At 71.6% G+C, this 17859-nt stretch carries 18 protein-coding genes; 5 read left to right on the forward strand and 13 right to left on the reverse strand.

The window, feature by feature from the left end:
• The 3 genes from EDF51_RS09870 to EDF51_RS09880 are packed head-to-tail and all read right to left on the reverse strand — an operon-like array spanning window position 1 to window position 2574.
• Entirely contained in the window at window positions 1–1197 is a 1197-nt protein-coding gene (locus EDF51_RS09870; RefSeq protein WP_134194671.1) for an alpha/beta fold hydrolase, read from the reverse strand.
• Between the two features lie 4 nt (window positions 1198–1201).
• Window positions 1202–2107, reverse strand: a complete 906-nt coding sequence (locus tag EDF51_RS09875; protein ID WP_134194673.1) for a hypothetical protein — start codon at window positions 2105–2107, stop codon at window positions 1202–1204.
• A complete protein-coding gene (locus EDF51_RS09880; protein ID WP_134194675.1) occupies window positions 2107–2574 on the reverse strand; it encodes a hypothetical protein in 468 nt (155 codons plus the stop codon). The genes EDF51_RS09875 and EDF51_RS09880 overlap by 1 nt, the downstream gene beginning before the upstream one ends.
• Window positions 2575–2694: 120 nt before the next feature.
• Here EDF51_RS09880 and EDF51_RS09885 point away from each other — a divergent pair, with 120 nt between their 5' ends.
• Window positions 2695–3678, forward strand: a complete 984-nt coding sequence (locus tag EDF51_RS09885; protein ID WP_134194677.1) for an SRPBCC family protein — start codon at window positions 2695–2697, stop codon at window positions 3676–3678.
• Between the two features lie 133 nt (window positions 3679–3811).
• Here the strand turns inward: EDF51_RS09885 and EDF51_RS09890 are convergent, their stop codons facing one another.
• The 5 genes from EDF51_RS09890 to mvk are packed head-to-tail and all read right to left on the reverse strand — an operon-like array spanning window position 3812 to window position 9125.
• The gene (locus EDF51_RS09890) at window positions 3812–4972 is read right to left on the reverse strand and encodes a hydroxymethylglutaryl-CoA synthase (RefSeq protein WP_134194679.1); all 1161 of its coding nucleotides are present in this window, start codon (window positions 4970–4972) and stop codon (window positions 3812–3814) included.
• Entirely contained in the window at window positions 4969–6033 is a 1065-nt protein-coding gene (locus tag EDF51_RS09895; RefSeq protein ID WP_134194681.1) for a hydroxymethylglutaryl-CoA reductase, read from the reverse strand. The genes EDF51_RS09890 and EDF51_RS09895 overlap by 4 nt, the downstream gene beginning before the upstream one ends.
• The gene (locus EDF51_RS09900; RefSeq protein WP_134194683.1) at window positions 6026–7108 is read right to left on the reverse strand and encodes a phosphomevalonate kinase; all 1083 of its coding nucleotides are present in this window, start codon (window positions 7106–7108) and stop codon (window positions 6026–6028) included. Before EDF51_RS09900 ends, EDF51_RS09895 begins: the two co-directional genes overlap by 8 nt.
• Window positions 7105–8130 carry a diphosphomevalonate decarboxylase gene (mvaD, locus tag EDF51_RS09905; protein ID WP_243837110.1) on the reverse strand — a complete coding sequence of 342 codons (1026 nt, stop codon included), beginning with the start codon at window positions 8128–8130 and terminating at the stop codon, window positions 7105–7107. The genes EDF51_RS09900 and mvaD overlap by 4 nt, the downstream gene beginning before the upstream one ends.
• Window positions 8130–9125, reverse strand: a complete 996-nt coding sequence (gene mvk / locus EDF51_RS09910) for a mevalonate kinase (protein WP_134194687.1) — start codon at window positions 9123–9125, stop codon at window positions 8130–8132. Before mvk ends, mvaD begins: the two co-directional genes overlap by 1 nt.
• 81 nt (window positions 9126–9206) lie before the next feature.
• On the opposite strand from mvk, the gene EDF51_RS09915 reads away from it, so the two are divergent.
• From EDF51_RS09915 to EDF51_RS09925, 3 genes are read left to right on the forward strand one after another with little or no spacing between them, the layout of a single operon-like run.
• A complete protein-coding gene (locus EDF51_RS09915) occupies window positions 9207–9680 on the forward strand; it encodes a MarR family transcriptional regulator (protein ID WP_185020884.1) in 474 nt (157 codons plus the stop codon).
• A gap of 21 nt (window positions 9681–9701) precedes the next feature.
• A complete protein-coding gene (locus EDF51_RS09920) occupies window positions 9702–10124 on the forward strand; it encodes an organic hydroperoxide resistance protein (protein ID WP_133937705.1) in 423 nt (140 codons plus the stop codon).
• A 26-nt stretch (window positions 10125–10150) separates the two neighbouring features.
• Window positions 10151–11125 carry a zinc-binding dehydrogenase gene (locus EDF51_RS09925; protein ID WP_166673188.1) on the forward strand — a complete coding sequence of 325 codons (975 nt, stop codon included), beginning with the start codon at window positions 10151–10153 and terminating at the stop codon, window positions 11123–11125.
• Window positions 11126–11216: 91 nt separating this feature from the next.
• Here the strand turns inward: EDF51_RS09925 and EDF51_RS09930 are convergent, their stop codons facing one another.
• The 4 genes from EDF51_RS09930 to EDF51_RS09945 all read right to left on the reverse strand — a co-directional run bounded on the left by EDF51_RS09930 (window position 11217) and on the right by EDF51_RS09945 (window position 14761).
• Entirely contained in the window at window positions 11217–12674 is a 1458-nt protein-coding gene (locus EDF51_RS09930) for a sugar porter family MFS transporter (RefSeq protein ID WP_134194689.1), read from the reverse strand.
• 158 nt (window positions 12675–12832) lie between these two features.
• The gene (locus EDF51_RS09935; protein ID WP_134194691.1) at window positions 12833–13366 is read right to left on the reverse strand and encodes a hypothetical protein; all 534 of its coding nucleotides are present in this window, start codon (window positions 13364–13366) and stop codon (window positions 12833–12835) included.
• A 40-nt stretch (window positions 13367–13406) separates the two neighbouring features.
• Window positions 13407–14210, reverse strand: a complete 804-nt coding sequence (locus tag EDF51_RS09940) for a zeta toxin family protein (RefSeq protein ID WP_123338485.1) — start codon at window positions 14208–14210, stop codon at window positions 13407–13409.
• Entirely contained in the window at window positions 14207–14761 is a 555-nt protein-coding gene (locus EDF51_RS09945) for a hypothetical protein (RefSeq protein ID WP_131846617.1), read from the reverse strand. Before EDF51_RS09945 ends, EDF51_RS09940 begins: the two co-directional genes overlap by 4 nt.
• Window positions 14762–14901: 140 nt before the next feature.
• Between EDF51_RS09945 and EDF51_RS09950 the strand changes: the two genes are divergently transcribed.
• Entirely contained in the window at window positions 14902–15801 is a 900-nt protein-coding gene (locus EDF51_RS09950; RefSeq protein ID WP_134194693.1) for a LysM domain-containing protein, read from the forward strand.
• A 188-nt stretch (window positions 15802–15989) separates the two neighbouring features.
• On the opposite strand, the gene pgi is transcribed toward EDF51_RS09950, so the two are convergent.
• Complete coding sequence (pgi, locus tag EDF51_RS09955; protein ID WP_123938439.1) at window positions 15990–17711, reverse strand: glucose-6-phosphate isomerase; 1722 nt, start codon at window positions 17709–17711, stop codon at window positions 15990–15992.
• Window positions 17712–17859: the final 148 nt, after the last annotated feature.

The following is a 17859-nucleotide window of genomic DNA, read 5'->3' on the forward strand; positions in this document are numbered from 1 at the left end:
CTACTCCATGGTGCCGGTGTGGTCGAGCGATCTCGCCCAGGTCGTGATCGTGGTGTCGAACCAGACGGCGTCGACGTTCCGCTCCCAGGCGTGCTCGGCGGGCTCGCTGACCGCCAACGTCACGGAGTCGGGGTGTGCGTCGGCGAACTCCCGACTGACGGCGAACGGCACGGTGGTGTCCCCCGACGAGTGGATGAGCAGGGTCGGCGGCAGGCTCCGCGGCGCGTGCAACCAGGAGAGCGCGCGGACGTCCACGGGCGAGCGGAGCCCGACGAGGCGGCACACGAGCGGCAGCGCCATCGCCCGGAGCGCGGCACCGACGACGAACCCAGGGAGCCCGGCACGACCGGCCTGGGAGCGCACCGTGGTCGCCCAGTCGAGCGCCGGCGAGACGAGGACCAGTCCGACGAACCGGTCGCGGTGCGCCGACCGCGCCAGCAGTTCGTGGGTGATCGTCGCGCCCATCGACCACCCCACGATGACGAGCCGTTCGGCCCCGTTCGCGACGGCGTGGTCGAGTGCGGCCTCGACGTCGGGCCACTCCCGGGCGCCGAGGTGCGAGGCACGGCCCTGCCAGGGCGCTTCGCCGTCGCCGCGGAACGACGGGACGATCGAGGTCCAGCCGGCCTCGAGTGCCGCCGGCACGGTCCGGAGCGCCGTCACGCGGGTGGTGCGGATGCCGTGCACGTGGACGGCCCAGGTGGCGCCGGGCGCGTCGGCGCCGGGCGTGTCGGCGCCGGGCGCGTCTGCGGTGGTCTGCGCGAGCTCGGCCTCGGGGCCACCGGGCCGGATGACCCACGCCGGCGCAGGGCCGACGGGCGTCGCCAGGTCGACCTCCGCCCAGTCGACGTCCATCGCGGCGGGGTCCGGGTGCACGTGCCCGCTCCACCGCACCCGTGTCGACACGTCGCCCGTCGTCCGGACCACCGCACGCCGCACGGTGCCGGCGGCCTCGTCGACGTCGAGCACCGGTCCGACCGTGGTGTGCCCGGTACCGTCGTGCCACAGGCCGTACTCCCCCGGGCGCACGGTGTCGTCGGTGATCGGGAGCCGGATCGAGTCGTCGGTCGTCTCGAGCACGGGGGTCCAGCGGTCGCCGCCGGGCAGCACGATCTTGCCGACGACCTTCCGCACCACGAGCAGGAACGCCGCCGCCAGCACGACGAGCACGCCGAGCACCCACCAGACGATCGTCATCGCATCAGCCTCCGAGACTGCGGGTCAGGGTCAGTTCCGCCGAGCGCACCTGGGCGAGTTCGGCGTCGTCGAGGGTGCGGCCCTGCACCTCGGCGTCGCGGATCGCGATGACGAGGTCGTAGGTCCGTGCCTGCACGTCGCCGTCCCGTTCGACGGCGCGCAGTTCGTGGCGCCGTGCGATGCGACGGAGCCGTCGGTGGTGCCGACGACACGTCACGTCCCGCCACCACCGGCGGAACGTCAGGGACGCCATCGCGACGACGATGAGGACGATGCCCAGGTAGAACGGCGGGTCGAAGCCCAGACGGAGTCCGTCGCGCAGCGGGGCGGGGAACCACCCGAAGTGGTCGGCGGTGAGGGAGAGCAGCTCGTCGATGCTCGCGATGACCACGAGCGACAGGCCCACCCGGAAGACCACGAGCGCGACCGGGTTCCGCAGCACGCCGTACCGGAGCGTCGCGGCGGCGATCACGCCGACACCCACCATGTAGACCGACCCGTAGAGCCACATCGCCGGCTGGTGGATCTCCCGCACGATGAAGTGGAAGTCGGTGCCGCCCCGGTCGCGCACGGCGAAGAACGGGACGGCGAAGGCCACGACCACCACGAGGAGCGCCAGCGGGCTCGCCAACCCCGGCCGCTTCGGCAGGTCGGACGTGCTCGCCCGGAGCATCAGCCAGAAGGCCGCCGTGGCGCACACGTTCTGCACCAGGTTGATGAGGTTCGTGCCCCCGAGGGCGCCGTCGAGCACGGTCTGCGGCACGACGCTGCCGAGCGTCAGCAGCCCGAGCGCACCGACGCCGGTCGCACCCCAGGCGGCGCGGCCACGTGGGTTCCGGAGCACGTAGGTCGTGCGGGCGAGGAAGATCAGCGCCGCGCACCAGAAGGCGGCGGCGTGCAGGACGGCCATCAGCCGTAGGCCCGCTCGTCCGCGCTCGCGCTGCCGGCGAGCAGCACGGTCGCCAGCTCGTACGCGAACCGCTCGGCGAAGTGCTCGTCGTCGTCCGAGATGCTCACCAGTCCGGTGTCGCCGTCGAGGGCGCGGCGGCACACGTGCCCGCCCGAGGCGAACTCGGCGATCGAGGTGGTGGTCGGGGCTCCGGCGTCACCGTGCACGAGGTGTCCGAGCTCGTGCAGGACGCAGTGCATCCGGTACAGCTCGGGGGCGCCAGCCGGCACCAGGACGAGGTTCTCGTGCTCGAACTGCGACACCAACGCGGTGAGCGGTCCCCAGCTCGGACCGTCGACGTCGACCACGCGGGTCGGTTTGCCGACGAACCGCCCGACCCCGGCGACGACGTCCGGGAGCCTCGGCGACGGAGGAAGGGTCGCGACGAGGGCACTGACGGTGTCCGACGCGCTCGAGCCCACTGACATCGCCCCTTTCGATCTCCGCGGACAGACTACCTGCACGTCCCCCTTGCGCACGAGGTCGCCCGGACGGAGCCTGGGACCGGGACCGAACCCGACGACCGAACCGACGACCAGGAGCCGATGATGCCCACCACGTCCGTCCACACCGATCCCGAGGCCCTCGCGCTGACGCTCGTCGCCGAGTTCCCCGTCCCGGTCGAGCGCCTCTGGGGCGCCTTCACCGATCCCCGTCAGCTCGAACGCTTCTGGGGCCCACCCGGCTTCCCCGCCACCTTCACGTCGTTCGACCTGCGGCCCGGCGGCCGCGCCGACTACCGGATGACCTCACCACAGGGCGAGCGGTTCCACGCGGTCTGGCAGGTCACCGAGGTCGACGAGCCACACCGCATCGTCTTCCGCGACCTCTTCACCGACGCCGACGGCGAGGTCGACGACGCGTTGCCGGCCAGCGAGACCGTCCTGTCGTTCGAGACCGTCGGAACCGGGTCGCGTGTGACCGTCCAGTCGTCGTTCGGGTCCACCGCCGACCTCGAGACCATGGTGGACATGGGCATGGTCGAGGGCTACGAGCAGGCCTTCGGACAGCTCGACGCCGTCCTCGCCGACCTGCGCGAGGACGCCCTGGGCAAGGGCACCGTCACCGAGCTCGTCGACGACACCCACGTCCGCATCACGCGGGCCTTCGCAGCACCACGCCACCTGCTGTGGCGGGCGCACACCGAGCCCGAGCTCGTCCGGCAGTGGTTGCTCGGACCGGACGGGTGGGAGATGACGGTGTACGAGAACGACCTGACGCCGGGTGGCACGTTCCGGCAGGCGTGGGCGCCGACGGGTGACACCGAGGGCGAGCCGTTCGGGTTCGAGGGCGAGAACCTCGTCGTGGAACCGGAGCGGCGGATGGTGTCGACCGAGCGGATGACCGGTGCGCCGTTCCCGCCGAACACGAACGACTTGCAGTTCGACGAGGCCGACGGCGTCACCCTGCTGACGCTGCGCATCACCTACCCCGACCGGACGCAGCGCGACGTGATCCTGGCGACCGGCATGACCGACGGCATGGAGACCAGCTACCAGCGTCTGGAACGCGAGGTGCTGGCCGCCACGTGACCAGCGGACGGACGGGAGGCCCGTGGCGGGGCCGCCACGGGCCTCCCGTCCGTCACGCGGAAGCGACAGATCCCTGCGAACGTTCCGCACAGATCTGTCGCTTTCGCGGAAGGGTCAGGCCTGCGCGGAGGGGTCAGGCTTGCGCGGTCGCCTCGTAGTGGCGCGCGCCGCCGCGCACACCGGCGAAGCGGTACGGCCCAGCCGTGACGCGCGGACGCTCGACGTCCTCGCTCGTCGCGGCGCCGGTCGCGTGCAGCTCCCGGTACGCGTCCACGGTCAGCGGAACGCGGGCCGAGAGCAGCTGCCGGACGCGGCCGACGCGACGGTGGTCACGGTAGGACGGCTGCACGATGCCGGTGAGGAGCTCGCCGACGCTGCCCGAGCCGTAGCTGAACAGGGCGATGCGCTCACCCGCCAGGTCCTCGTCGAGGTCGAGGAGCGCGGCGAGCCCGATCCAGAGCGACGCCGTGTACGTGTTGCCGGTCTGCTTGTTGTACGTGAAGCCGACGAACAGCTCCGACTCGTCGAACGGCACGCCCACGTGCTGCGTCAGCTTCCGGTGGGCCTTGAGCGCCATCTTCGTGAACGGCTGGTGGTGGACGAAGCGCACGATGTCCTCGTACGCCGGTCCGCCCTGGTCCGCCAGGTCGTCCCAGGCGCCGACGAACGCGTCGACGTAGGCGCTGACGGACAGACGACCGTCGACCAGCGCAGTGGAGCGGTCGTTCGGGCGCCAGAAGTCGTCGACGTCGGCGGTGAACACGCCCGCGGCCGGCTCGATCTCGATCAGGTCGGGGTCGGCGGACACCAGGATCGCGGCCGCACCGGCACCCTGGGTGGGCTCGGCGGCGGTGTCGACGTCGTAGCGGGCGACGTCGGCGGCGATCACGAGCACACGCTCGTGCGGGGCCCGAGCGATGATGCCGAGGGCGAGCTGTACGGCGGCCATCCCGCCGTAGCAGGCCTGCTTCAGCTCGACGACGCGGACGTTCTTCGGCAGGCCGAGCAGCCCGTGCACGAAGACGCCGGCGGCCTTGGACTGGTCGACGCCGGACTCGGTGGCGAACAGCACGGTGCGGATGCCCTCGACACCGTGGCGGTCGATGACCTCCTTGGCCGCGGCGGCCCCCATCGTGACGATGTCCTCGTCCGGGGCGGGCACGCTGAAGGCGTCCTGGCCGATGCCGACGTGGTACTTCGCCGGGTCGACGCCGAGGCGCTCGGCCAGGTCGTCGAGCTCGAGCACGTGGTGCCCGGTCGCGATGGCGATGTCGTGGATGCCGATGCGCGTCATGCTGCGCCTCCGGCCGGCTTCGTGCCGCGTCGCTCCATGGCGACGTGGGCGGCCATCAGCTCACCCGGGTTCGTCTGGGCGGCGAGGAGCGAGAGCTCCCCGCACAGCACCGTGGCGGCGCACATGGCGGCGAGACGACGGGCGTTCGCACCGGGCTCGCGCTCCTCGCGGCAGCCGAGGCGCACCAGGGCGTCCTCGACGACGGGCAGGTCCCCGCCCTTGCCGTTGCCGACCGTGCCGACGATCAGGTGCGGCAGCGAGGTGGCGAAGTACAGGTCGCCGTCGCGGTTCTCGGCACTCGTGATGCCCTGCGAGCCCTCGACGATGTTCGCGGCGTCCTGCCCGGTGGCCAGGTAGAAGCCGAGCAGCATGTTCGCGTAGTGCGCGTTCGCGGAGCGGAGCGCCCCGGCGATGGTCGAGCCGATGAGGTTCTTCGCGATGTTGAGTTCGACGATGCGCTCGGTGCTCGACCGCAGGCGCTTCTCGACGATCTCGCCGGGGATCACGATCTCGGCGATGGTGTTGCGGCCACGACCACGGATGCCGTTCACCGCGCTGGCCTTCTTGTCGGTGCAGAAGTTGCCCGACACGGACACGTAGCGCAGGCCCGGCTGCCACGCCAGGATCGCGGGCAGGAGCTTGTCCGCCGCCTGCGTGACCATGTTGTGGCCGGAGGCGTCACCGGTCGTGAAGGCGAACCGCAGGAACAGCAGGTCACCGACGATCTCGGGGTGCACCTCGATGAGCTTCGCGAACCGGCTCTGCCCGGCGACCAGCGCCTCGAGCTCGTCCTGTCGCGCGAGGATCTGCCCCGCAGCGACGTGCGCCGCGGCGGCACTGGCCGCGCGGACGACGACCGAGCGGGTCATGCGCTCGTCGACGACGGTCGCGGCGATGCCGTCGTCGACCATGCGCGAGATGCGGGCGCCGCGGCCGACGGACGGCCAGAGCGGCGACTCGTACGTGGCGAGCGGGACCTCGTGCTCGCCCTGGACCGCGTTGCCGCTGATGCGGATCGGTCCGACCCACTTGGTCGGGATCGGCGTGAGCAGGTCACTCATCGAGGGCTCCTTCTGGTGCTCGCACCGCGACGCTGAGGTGTCTGATGTCGTGCGCCTCCCAGGCGCGGTGGATGCCGGCGGGGTCGATGTCCGCCGGGACGAGCGCGATGCCACAGTCGCCGCCGCCGGCACCGGACGGCTTCGCCGCTCCGCCCGCGGCCTCGACGATGTCGCACAGGGTCGCCAGGCGGTCGGTCTCGATCTTCGACCCGACCGAGTCGCCGAGGCGCTGCATGAGCACCCGGGCACGTCGGAGCGCGTCGAGCGTCTGCTCGGCGTCGCCGGTCTGGAGGCCCGTGGTCAGGTCGTCGACACAGCTGCGGCTCTCGTCGAGGAACGCCTGGTACCCGCCGTTGCGGTGTCGACGCACGACGCCGACGAGCTTCGTGGTCGAGGCCGGCGAGCCGGTCCAGCCGACCAGGAGCTGCAGGTTCTCGGGGGCCGGCAGGCGCTGGACGTCGAAGCCTTCCCACGCATCGGCGTCGGTGAGGATGTCGGTCACCCGGCGTTCGTCGACGAGCGAGGCGAGACGGTCACGGTCCGGGGCGCTGTAGCGCAGCCAGCCGCCGAACGTGCTCGCGGCGAGGTCGCCGCCGGATGCCCGCGGGTTGACCCGGATGGTGGCGAGCATCGCGACCTGGAACCGCTGGCGCTGCGTCAGGCCGATGCCGTAGAAGCGGTCGAGGGCGCCGACGGTCGCGACGGTGACCGCCGCCGAGGACCCGAGCCCGAACTTCCGGCCGCTGGCGTCGTCGAGCTGGCTCTCGATCCGCAGGTCGTGGAAGCGCGGGGCGATCCCCCGCTCGGCGCGGAGCTTCTCGACGAGGTCGATCGTCGCCATCACGTAGTCGTAGGGGTGGTGCTCGCGGTCGAGGGCGAGACCGTCCTCGTCGCGCGTCCACGTCAGCGGCAGGTGGCCGTACTCCTCCGAGTGCACGCTGCCCGCACCGTGCGCCTCGGACACGCGTGCCGTGATGGCGCGGTCGAGGGCGATGAGGACGGACGGCTGGCCGGGCTCGACGACGGCGTACTCGCCGGCGACGAACAGCTTGCCGTGGGCGCGGAACTCGATCACTGCACGGACTCCTTCTGGTCGGGGCCGTCGCTCGCTGCGGCGACCCCGATCTCTTCGGAGCGGAGCACCCGAGCGGCAGGTCCGGTGCCGGACTCGATGACGTCGCCGAAGGACGCCAGCGCGGTGGCCACGGCGGAGCGGTCCTCGGGCCGGCAGAGCACGACCACGTTCGGGCCGGCGTCGGCGGTGGCGTAGGCCTCGAGCCCGGCGGCGCGGAGTTCGCCCACGGCGTCGAACACGGCGACGCTGCGCGCGTTGAGGTAGCGGATGGGCGGGAAGGCGCCCTCGATCGTGGCGTGCATGCGCAGCGCGTTGCTCTCGGTGATCTCGCCGATGCGCGTGAAGTCGCCGGCTGCGCACGCGTCGAGCATGTCGCCGACGGTCTCGGTGGTCGACGTGACCCAGGCCGGGTAGAACGGCGACGTCGCGATGGTACGGCGCATCGCCTCGCGCGAACCGATCGGCTTCGGTCCGGCGTCGATCGTCACGACCACCATGGCCATCGGTGGCGCCGGGATCGGCTCGGCGAAGGACCCCTGGTCGTCACCGGCGTGCCACACGGCGACACCGCCGGGGATCGACCGCGTGGCCGACCCCGAGCCGCGTCGGGCCAGGCGGGACAGGTCGCGCGGGGACAGGTCGAGGCCGTACGCCGCCGAGGCCGCGGTGGCGAGCGCCGCGAACCCCGAGGCGCTCGAGGCCAGTCCGGCGCCGGTCGGCACGGTGTTCTCGGACACGACGGACGCGCGGGCGTCGCTGCCGGCGAGCTCCCGCACGAGGTCGAGGAACTGCTGCACGCGCACCAGGGCGCCGTCGTCGACGACGTGACCGTTCAGCGTGAACCGGTCACGCGCCTCCTGGCCGTCACCGGAGCCGCCGTCCAGCGTGACGGTCGTCGTCGTGGGGAAGACGTCGAGACCCATGGAGACGCTGCCCGTGGCGGGAAGCGCGAGCTGCGCGTCCGCCTTGCCCCAGTACTTGACGAGGGCGATGTTGGGGTGCGCGACGGCGGTGGCGGTCATCAAGCGCGGGCTCCGATCGTGGTGGTCCAGGTGGCTGCGGCCCCTGCGCCGCGGAGTGCGGCCGCGATGCGGTCCGCGTGGTCGTCGTCCGCGGCGAGTGCGAGCACGCACCCGCCCCGCCCGCCGCCGGTCAGCTTCGCGCCGAGGGGGTCCGCAGCTCGTGCGGCGTCGACGAGCCGGTCCAGGTCGGCACTCGACACGTCGAGTGCGCTGAGCAGGTCGTGCGCGGCGTCCATCGTGGCACCGAGCCCCTGTGCGTCGCCAGCCTCGAGTGTCCCCCGTGCCTGCCGTGCGAGCGCGCCGATCCGGTCGATGACCGCGTCGACGGCGACCGGGTCCTGCTCGTGCCGTTCGCGCACGGCCGCGACCGCCTGCCGGGTGTGGCCGGGGACACCGGTGTCGGCGACGACGAAGGCGAAGCGGGCCCCGAGGGCGACGGGCTCGATGCGGCCGCCCTCGAACCAGACCGGCACCGCGGCGACGACACCGCGGGCGTCGAGTCCCGACGGACGGCCGTGGGCGACCCGCTCGCACTCCTGGATGAGGTCGTGGTGGGTCTCGGCGTCGAGGGTCTCGCCGAGGGCGTCCGCGACGGCTGCCGTCACGGCGGCGGCGACCGCTGCGCTCGACCCCATGCCCCGGGCGGTCGGGACCTCGCTGTCGACCCGGACGTGGAAGTGCCGGTCGGTCACGCCGAAGTGCCGCAGGGTCGCGGTGACGGCGGTGACGGTCGGCATCACGGCAGCGGGCGCGAGGTCGAGCGGGCCGGTGTGCACCGTGGACTCGAGGGTGTGCCCGACGACCGTGCCGGTTGCCTGGTCGACGCCGGCGGTGACGGGGCTCACGGTCGCGACGACCCGGGCGTCGAGCACCGGCAGGACGAGAGCGGGTGCGCCGTAGACCACGGCGTGCTCACCGATCAGGATCGTCTTGCCGTGGGACGACGCGGTCCCGGAGCCGGGGGTCGTGGTGGAGTCGAGGTCGCTGCTGGTCATCGTGGGTCACGTCAGCCTAACCGTCCGGGCCGGAGCACGTGTTGGGTTGTGCACAACCGAGTTGCGTGCGATCCTGGTGGCATGCCCGTGACCGACGAGATGGTGTGCTTCTCCCTCTACGCAGCGAGCCGCGCGACCACGCAGGCGTACCGCTCGCTGCTCGAACCCTGGGGACTGACCTACCCGCAGTACCTGGTGCTCGTGACCCTGTGGATCGAGGGTGACCAGACCGTCTCGAGCCTCGGCGACCACCTGCAGCTCGACTCCGGCACCCTGTCGCCCCTGCTCCGCCGCATGGAGCAGTCCGAGCTCGTCCGCCGCGAGCGCCGCAGCGCCGACGAGCGCGTCGTGACGATCACGCTCGGCGACCGCGGCCGCACCATCCGTGCCGACCTCGCGCACATCCCGGCGACGATCGCCGCCGGCATGGGGCTCCCCGACGAGCAGGCCGCCACGGAGCTCATCGCGACCCTGCACCGGCTGACCGAGACGATGCACGCCGCGGCCACGAACGACACCGCCGCGACGCCCGACCGCGCCGCCGCGGACCACTGACCCCACGAAGGAAGGAACACCATGGAAGCCCTCTACACCGCCGAGGCCCTGGCCACCGGCGAAGGCCGCAACGGCCACGTCGCCACGAGCGACGGCACGGTCGAGTTCGACCTCGCCATCCCGAAGGAGATGGGTGGCTCCGGCAACGGCGCCAACCCCGAGCAGCTCTTCGCCGCCGGGTACGCCGCCTGCTTCCACTCCGCACTGCAGGGCGTCGCCCGCAGCCAGAAGGTGAAGATCACCGACTCGTCCGTCGGCGGCCGCGTGCAGATCGGCCCGAACGGCGACGGCGGCTACCAGCTCGCCGTCATGCTCGAGGTCGTCATCCCCGGCCTGGAGCACGACCAGGCCCAGGCACTCGCCGACGCTGCGCACCAGGTCTGCCCGTACTCGAACGCGACCCGCGGCAACATCGACGTCACCATCACCGTCTCGGAGGACTGAGCATGACCGACACCACCCCCACCACCATGCGCGCCGTCGTCCACGAGACCTTCGCCGAGCCCGCCGAGGTCCTCGGCGTCCAGGAGCGCCCGGTCCCCACGCCCGGCGCCGGCGAGGTCCTCGTCCGCACGGTGCTCTCCCCCATCCACAACCACGACCTGTGGACCGTCCGCGGCACCTACGGCTTCAAGCCCGAGCTGCCCGCAGCCTCCGGCACCGAGGCGCTCGGCGTCGTCGAGGCCCTGGGCGAGGGCGTCACGAACCTGACGGTCGGCCAGCGCGTCGCCGGCGGTGCCTTCGGCGTCTGGGCCGAGTACTACACCGCGAACGCCGCCGGGCTCGTCCCGGTGCCGGACGCCATGACCGACGAGGCCGCAGCACAGCTCGTCTCGATGCCGTTCAGCGCCATCAGCCTGCTGCACTCGCTCGACCTGCACGAGGGCGACTGGCTCATCCAGAACGCCGCGAACGGTGCCGTCGGGCGCATGGTCGCCCAGCTCGGCGCGGCCCGCGGCATCAACGTCATCGGCCTGGTGCGTCGCGCCGCCGGTGTCGAGGAGCTGCGCGAGCAGGGCATCGAGCGCATCGTCGCCACCGACGCGGACGACTGGAAGGACCAGGTCACCGCGATCACCGGAGGCGCCCCGATCGTCGCCGGTGTCGAGTCCGTCGGCGGCAAGGCCGCCGGCGACATCGCCAGCGTGCTCGGCGAGAACGCGACCCTCGTCGTCTTCGGCGCGATGGCCTCGCCCACGCTCGAGATCCCCTCCGGCAAGGTCATCTTCGGCCAGCTCACCGTGAAGGGCTTCTGGGGCTCCGTCGTCAGCAAGACGATGCCGGCCGAGACGAAGGGGCAGCTCTTCGGTGAGCTCATCACCCGCGTGCTCGACGGCTCGCTGACGCTCCCCGTCGCCGAGACCTTCGCGTTCGAGGACGTCCGCGACGCCGTGCGTGCCTCGGACACCGCCGGCCGCGTCGGCAAGGTGCTCCTGCGCCCGTAGCGCGACCACTGAACGGACGGGAGGCCCGGTGCCAGCTGGCACCGGGCCTCCCGTCCGTCCGTGCGCGCGATCACCGCGCCACGTGCGCGACCTAGCCGCGCGACGCCTTCTGCGGGACCGTGAAGATGTTGCCGGTGGTGACGCCCTCTTCCACCTCTTCGAGGGTGCGACCGCGGCTCTCCGGCACGAACTTCCAGATGAAGAGCAGCGCGAGCAGACCGACGATGCCGAAGCCGAAGAACGTCCCGGTGATGCCGGTCGCGGCGACGATCGTCGGGAAGTAGAGCCCGAGGAACGCGTTCGCGATCCAGAGGCAGAACACCGAGATGCCCATGCCGAGCGCGCGGATCTGGGTCGGGAAGATCTCCGACAGCAGCACCCACACGGCGATGTTGAGGAAGGTCTGCATCGAGCCGACGAACGCGACGACGAGGAACAGGATCACCCACGGGCGGGCCGGGTTGCCGTCGGGCAGGGCGACCGAGGCGATGCCGATCAGGAAGTGGCAGAGCGTCGTGAGCGAGAACCCGATGATCAGGGTCGTCCGGCGGTTGATCTTCTCCATGTTGTAGATGGCGATGACGCCACCCACCACGGCGATGACACCCGGTGCGATGTTCGCGATGAGGGCCGCCGACGCCTGGAAGCCGGACTCGATGAGCACGGTCTGCCCGTAGTACATGATCGAGTTGATCCCGGTCAGCTGCTGGGCCACACCGAGGCCGGCGCCGATGAGCACGATGCGGATGAGCCACTTGTTGCCGAGCAGGGTGCGCCAGCCACTGACCTTCTGGACCTTCTGCTCGAACTCGTTCGTGCGCTTGATGTCGTCGAGTTCGGCGGTCGCACGCTCCGTGGTGCGGACCTGCTGCAGCACCGAGAGGGCTTCGTCGTACCGACCCTTCGACGCGAGCCACCGTGGCGACTCGGGCACCCGCAGCATGCCGACGAACAGGGCGATCGCGGGCAGCGCGCAGACGGCGAGCATGACGCGCCAGACCCCGTTGCCCTCACCCCAGATGGTCCCGATGAAGGCGTTGACCACGAACGCGGCGAGCTGCCCGATCACGATCATGAGCTCGTTGCGGCCGGACAACGAACCGCGGATCTCGTACGGGGCGAGTTCGGCGAGGAACACCGGGACGACCGTCGATGCACCACCGACCGCCAGGCCGAGGAGCACTCGGCCGACCACCATCACGCCGAACACCGGGGCGAAGACGCAGATCAGGGTGCCGAAGAAGAACGTCACCGCGAGGGCGATGATCGTCTTGCGACGACCCCAGCCGTCGGCGATCCGGCCACCGAGCATGGCGCCGATCGCGGCACCGAACAGGAGCGAGCTCGTGACGATGCCCTCGGTGAGGTTCGTCAGGCCGAGCTCTTCCTTCATCGGGAGGAGCGCACCGTTGATGACACCGGTGTCGTACCCGAAGAGCAGGCCGCCGAACGTGGCGACCAGGGCCAGGACGCCGAGGCGTCGGCGGTGCGGCCCGGTCCCGATCGGGGGCAGTGCGACAGTCGGGGCTGTCGGCTTGATGTCGACCATTCGGTGACTCCTTCGTCGGTGATCGCGCTTCAGTGCGTGCACCGATGGTAACCCGAATCCATGTCCTGTCAATTGGACATTCTGTCGTCAGGACGATTGGATCGGTCCACATAACGCCTGGTCAGAGCGGGAGCGCTCCAACGCACTCCGAGTGAGCATCAGGACCCGTCGGGCTCCGGGCTGTCCCCCAGCACGTCACCGAGCGACGCGATGTCCGCGCCGTGGTCGGTGTAGCGCCGGACGGTCCGTCGGGCAGCTGCGCTCGCGGCACCGGACAGCGCCGGGTTGCGTCGCGCGGCATCGGCCACCCGGCCCGCGTGCCCCGCGGTCGAGAGCAGGACGTTCGCCAGCGCCCGAGCGTCGCCGCGTTCGGGCACCCCGGTGACCGTCCACGCCGTGCGCACCTGGGCGTCCGGCGTCACACCGCGTCGGGTGCCCATGCGGTGCCAGTCGGACAGCACGCCCTCGGTCCGGGAGGCCGCCCGGTCGGCCTCGCCCGCTCTCCGGCGCGCGGCGTCGCGTGCAGCGGACTCGCTCGCGCCCTCGACCGTGTCGTACCGGTCGGTGAGGCCGTCGGCCCGGCGCCGGACACTCTCCGCCCGTTCACGAGCAGCACCGTCGTCACCGCCTTCTTCTGCGATGCGGGCGGCGTGCGCGGCGGCAGCCGCGGCGAGGATCTCCGAACGCTCCATGGCCTCGACGGTAGCCGTTCCGACCGACACCGGCGACCGCTCAGACGATCGACACGTCCCAGCCGAGGTCGGCGGCCCGGTCACCGAGGACCCGGGCGTTCGCGCCGCACACCGACTCGGTCGACCCGGTCGGGTAGTAGCGACGGATGGCTGCTTCGGGGACGAACCGACCACCGAGCGGATCCGTGGCGGCATCGCGCACGCTCCACCACCGATCGGTGGCCTGCGCGATCGCCGTCTCGAGCGGGACCTCCACGGTGACGATGCGCAGCTTCTCGTACCCGGCGTCGTCGAGCTCGGCGAGGAGGTCGTCGAGGTAGTCCACGCTCGACAGGGTGCCGTGCACGACGACGTTCTCGCCGTTGCGGAGGGCTCGGCGGCGCAGCGTGTCGGCAACGGTGGTCGACTCGGCGTGCACGAACCCGGCGATCTCACGGAGCTGCACCGGCCGGTCGTCGGCCAGGCGACGAGCCGTCCACCGGTCCACCAGACCGTCCGCCTGTGCGCGCAGGAGCAGCGGGTCCTTGAACTCGTCGGCGTCGATCGACCGGTACCCGCACAGCTCGGGCATCCGCTCCAGGGCGGTCGACTTCCCCGACCCGGGCGGCCCGGCCGTCACGACCACCGCGAGCGAGCCGTCGGTGACCGGCGACGGGGTCAGCGCGCGGTGTTCCTCGAGCACGGACTCGTGGAACCGCAGGCGGCTCGCCTCGTACAGGAAGCCGTCCGGCGCGTAGATCGTCCTGGTGCTCGCGCCGGCAGTGTCCGACCAGGGGTTGTCGAGCGAGTCGGCCCGGAGCGCACGGCCCAGCTCGACGGCCACCCGGTCGCGGAGCTCCGTCACCGGGTGCGCTTGCGGGTCTGCCGCTCGGCGATCGCCCGGCGGACGGTCTCGTACTCGACCTCGGACAGGAGGCCGTCCTGGAACGCCGCCGCGAGTTCCTTGGTGGTGCCGGTGGCCGAGGCGGCACCGTCGAACGCCGCACCACGCTTCGGGGTGCGGTGCGTCAACGCCATCGACGACAGCTCGCGCAGCATCGTCTCCGAGTCGATCTGGCCACCCTCGCGCCGGGAGATGACCTCACGCGGAGACGGCCGCTTCGTGGTCAGGGTCCGGCGGGAGAGCCGCCGCGAGACCTCGGGCTGGGAGATCCCGGCGAGCTTCGCGATCTCGCGCTGCGGGACGCCGAGGTCGGCGAGCTTGAAGATCCCGCGCCGCAGTTCCATCTCAGCGTGGTGTTGCTGCTCACGACTGTGCAGGACGTGCTCGACCGCCGCACGGACGGTCGCGGGCGCACTGTCGGTCCGACCGGCCAACGCGCGCACGACGGCTTCCGTGTCGGGTCGACGCGGGTCCGGCCCACCGCGCTGCCCGGGGACCACCCTGACGCCCATGACCACCTGCTCTCGTTGATACCGACGGTATCACTCGTCGTGGACGACGGAGGATCCGCGGTACGTCTGCAGACACAGGACGGAGGCGCTGCGTTCGCCCCGGGGACACCGCGCGGTTAGCATCGAGCTGAGGGGGAATCATGAACCGGACGCTCGCGATCGGGGTCGTCGTCGCGGCCACCGTGGCACTGTCGGGGTGCTCGCTGCTGCGCGGGTCGGACCGAGCCCTCCCCGCCCCGTCCACCCCGGCGACGACGCCGACCTCGTCCGCCACGCCGACACCGACGCCGGACGCCGACCCGGAGGGTGACCTCCTCGAGTCATCGGCGCACCCCCGCACGCCGACCCCGGAACCCACCGAGTCAGCGGCTCCGGCGCCGACGCTGACGCCGATCCCCGCCGGGACCGTCCTCGCCCAGGGTGACGTCGCGTCCCCGAAGGGCAGCGTGCACTTCCGGTTCCGCGTGGTCGCGGTCGGCGACGACACGTTCACCGCGCAGTACTCCGGCTTCACCTCGACCCTGCCGGTGCCGGTCGGGGTCGGCCTGTTCGACCTGCCGCGCGCGGTCGGCGACGGCCTGACCTACCCCGGCGTCGGCGACCGGACGCTCGGTGGGCCGACCAGCACGGCGACCGCGGTGGACGTCCCGCTGAGCGGATCCGGCGTCGACCCGTCCCACCTCACCACGCTCGTGACCTACTCCGCGGCGGCTCCGGGGCAGGAGGCCCCGGTCGAGATCGCTGCCGGCAAGGTGCTCGCGGTGACAACCGTGCGGTGGTCCGTCCCGGCGCGGCAGACGAACGTGCACCCGGAGGACGCCGGTGCCCGGGCGAACGCGACCGGTCCGGTCACCGCGACGACGGGCGGGGCACCGCGGTCGTACACGGTCGCGCCGGACGACCTCATCGGGGACGTCGCCGCGCGGTTCGGCATCAGCGTGCGAGCGCTCGTCTGGCTCAACGAGGGCGTGCAGGTGTTCGGGACGGACCAGCACCTCTACGAGGGGACGACGCTCAACCTCGACCCGCTCGCCCGCTGACCGCGAGTCTCGGAGCGCAGGGCCCGAGACTCGCGCTCAGCGACAGTTCTCGGCGCGCGCGTCCCGAGAACTGTCGCTCACCCCGAGTCTCGGGCCGCGTCCGCCCCGCGGCCAGCGCGACCGGCAGACGGACGGGAGGCCCGTGGCGGATCCGCCACGGGCCTCCCGTCTCGCAGGTGGGTGCGCCGTTACTTGCGCAGCTCCAGGTACTTCGCGATGAGCGCCTTGGTCGAGGCGTCCTGCGCGTCGAGCGCGGCCTGGTCGCCCTCGACTGCGGGCGTGACCTGCAGCGCCAGCTGCTTGCCGAGCTCCACGCCCCACTGGTCGAACGAGTCGATGCCCCAGATCGTGCCCTCGGTGAACACGATGTGCTCGTAGAGCGCGATCAGCTGGCCGAGCACGCTCGGGGTGAGCTCCGGCGCCAGGATCGACGTCGTCGGCTTGTTGCCCGGGAAGGTGCGCGCCGCGACGATCCCCTCGTCGGTGGTGCCCTCGGCACGGACCTCGTCGGCGCTCTTGCCGAACGCCAGCGCCTTGGTCTGCGCGAAGAAGTTCGCCAGGAACAGCGTGTGCACGTCGGTGCCGGGTGCGACGCCCTTGCCGTCACCGGTCTCGTCCTTGAGCGGACGGGCCGGGTTCGCGACCGTGATGAAGTCGGCCGGGATCAGGCGGGTGCCCTGGTGGATGAGCTGGTAGAACGCGTGCTGGCCGTTCGTGCCGGGCTCGCCCCAGAAGACCTCGCCGGTCTCGGTGGTGACGGGCGAGCCGTCCCAGCGGACGCGCTTGCCGTTCGACTCCATGGTGAGCTGCTGCAGGTACGCGGCGAAGCGGTGCAGGTACTGCGTGTACGGCAGGACCGCGTGGCTCTGCGCACCGAGGAAGTTCGTGTACCAGACGTTGAGCAGGCCCATCAGGACGGGGACGTTCTGCTCGAGCGGCGTGGTGCGGACGTGCTCGTCGATCGCGTGGAAGCCGGCGAGGAACTGCTCCCAGTTCTCCTGGCCGATCGCGACGATGACGCTCGTGCCGATCGCGGAGTCGACGGAGTAGCGGCCGCCCACCCAGTCCCAGAACCCGAAGGCGTTCTCGGGGTCGATGCCGAAGGCCTCGACCTTGTCGAGTGCGGTGGACACGGCGACGAAGTGCTTCGCGACGGCGTTCTTCTTCTCGTCGTCGGCGGCGTCGGTCAGGCCGAGCCGCTCCCACAGCCACTGGCGGGCGAGTCGCGCGTTCGTCAGGGTCTCGAGGGTGCCGAAGGTCTTCGACGCGACGATGAACAGCGTGGTCTCGGGGTCGAGGTCCACGGTCTTCTCGTAGATGTCCGCCGGGTCGATGTTCGACACGAAGCGGGCTTCGAGGCCGGGCTGGACGTACGGCTTGAGTGCTTCGTAGACCATGACGGGGCCGAGGTCGGACCCACCGATGCCGATGTTGACGACGGTCTCGATGCGCTTGCCGGTGACACCGGTCCACGAGCCGTCACGCACCTGCGACGCGAACGCGTAGACCTTGTCGAGCGTGGCGTGCACGTCGGCGTCGACGTCCTGGCCGTCGACGGTCAGCGGCGCCGCCGGGACGAGCCCCTCGGTCGCCTTCGGACGGCGGAGCGCGGTGTGCAGGACAGCGCGGTCCTCGGTGACGTTGATGTGCTCGCCGGAGAGCATCGCCTGGAAGCGCTCGGCGACGCCGGTGTCCTTCGCGACCTGCAGCAGGGCGGCGAGGACGTCCTCGGTGACGAGGCCCTTCGACAGGTCCACGGTCAGGTCGGCTGCCTGGAACGTGTACTGCTCGGCACGGCCGGGGTCGCTGTCGAACCACCCGCGCAGGTCAGGGGTGAAGTCGGCAGCGATGCTGTCGAGCTTCTTCCAGCCTTCGGTCGATGTGGGGTCGACGGGAGCGGATTCGGTCACTTCGGTCCTCCTGGGATCACGTTCGAGACGTACAGCCCGCAGGTCACCGCACCAGTGCGTCGCGGACCGTCTTCGAGCGTAGTGCCGTCGGCACCGTGGTGCGCACCGCCGGACGGGAGGCACGGGGCGCGTTCGCTGCGCGCGTCAC

The sequence above is a fragment of the Curtobacterium sp. PhB25 genome (assembly GCF_004365375.1).
Classification (GTDB): domain Bacteria; phylum Actinomycetota; class Actinomycetes; order Actinomycetales; family Microbacteriaceae; genus Curtobacterium.

Excerpts from the sequence above, each read along its gene's own strand:
- EDF51_RS09870 (WP_134194671.1), bottom strand. The coding sequence starts at position 1,197 with ATGACGATCGTCTGGTGGGTGCTCGGCGTGCTCGTCGTGCTGGCGGCG.
- EDF51_RS09875 (WP_134194673.1), bottom strand. The coding sequence starts at position 2,107 with ATGGCCGTCCTGCACGCCGCCGCCTTCTGGTGCGCGGCGCTGATCTTC.
- EDF51_RS09880 (WP_134194675.1), bottom strand. The coding sequence starts at position 2,574 with ATGTCAGTGGGCTCGAGCGCGTCGGACACCGTCAGTGCCCTCGTCGCG.
- EDF51_RS09885 (WP_134194677.1), top strand. The coding sequence starts at position 2,695 with ATGCCCACCACGTCCGTCCACACCGATCCCGAGGCCCTCGCGCTGACG.
- EDF51_RS09890 (WP_134194679.1), bottom strand. The coding sequence starts at position 4,972 with ATGACGCGCATCGGCATCCACGACATCGCCATCGCGACCGGGCACCAC.
- EDF51_RS09895 (WP_134194681.1), bottom strand. The coding sequence starts at position 6,033 with ATGAGTGACCTGCTCACGCCGATCCCGACCAAGTGGGTCGGACCGATC.
- mvaD (WP_243837110.1), bottom strand. The coding sequence starts at position 8,130 with ATGACCGCCACCGCCGTCGCGCACCCCAACATCGCCCTCGTCAAGTAC.
- mvk (WP_134194687.1), bottom strand. The coding sequence starts at position 9,125 with ATGACCAGCAGCGACCTCGACTCCACCACGACCCCCGGCTCCGGGACC.
- EDF51_RS09915 (WP_185020884.1), top strand. The coding sequence starts at position 9,207 with ATGCCCGTGACCGACGAGATGGTGTGCTTCTCCCTCTACGCAGCGAGC.
- EDF51_RS09920 (WP_133937705.1), top strand. The coding sequence starts at position 9,702 with ATGGAAGCCCTCTACACCGCCGAGGCCCTGGCCACCGGCGAAGGCCGC.
- EDF51_RS09925 (WP_166673188.1), top strand. The coding sequence starts at position 10,151 with ATGCGCGCCGTCGTCCACGAGACCTTCGCCGAGCCCGCCGAGGTCCTC.
- EDF51_RS09930 (WP_134194689.1), bottom strand. The coding sequence starts at position 12,674 with ATGGTCGACATCAAGCCGACAGCCCCGACTGTCGCACTGCCCCCGATC.
- EDF51_RS09935 (WP_134194691.1), bottom strand. The coding sequence starts at position 13,366 with ATGGAGCGTTCGGAGATCCTCGCCGCGGCTGCCGCCGCGCACGCCGCC.
- EDF51_RS09945 (WP_131846617.1), bottom strand. The coding sequence starts at position 14,761 with ATGGGCGTCAGGGTGGTCCCCGGGCAGCGCGGTGGGCCGGACCCGCGT.
- EDF51_RS09950 (WP_134194693.1), top strand. The coding sequence starts at position 14,902 with ATGAACCGGACGCTCGCGATCGGGGTCGTCGTCGCGGCCACCGTGGCA.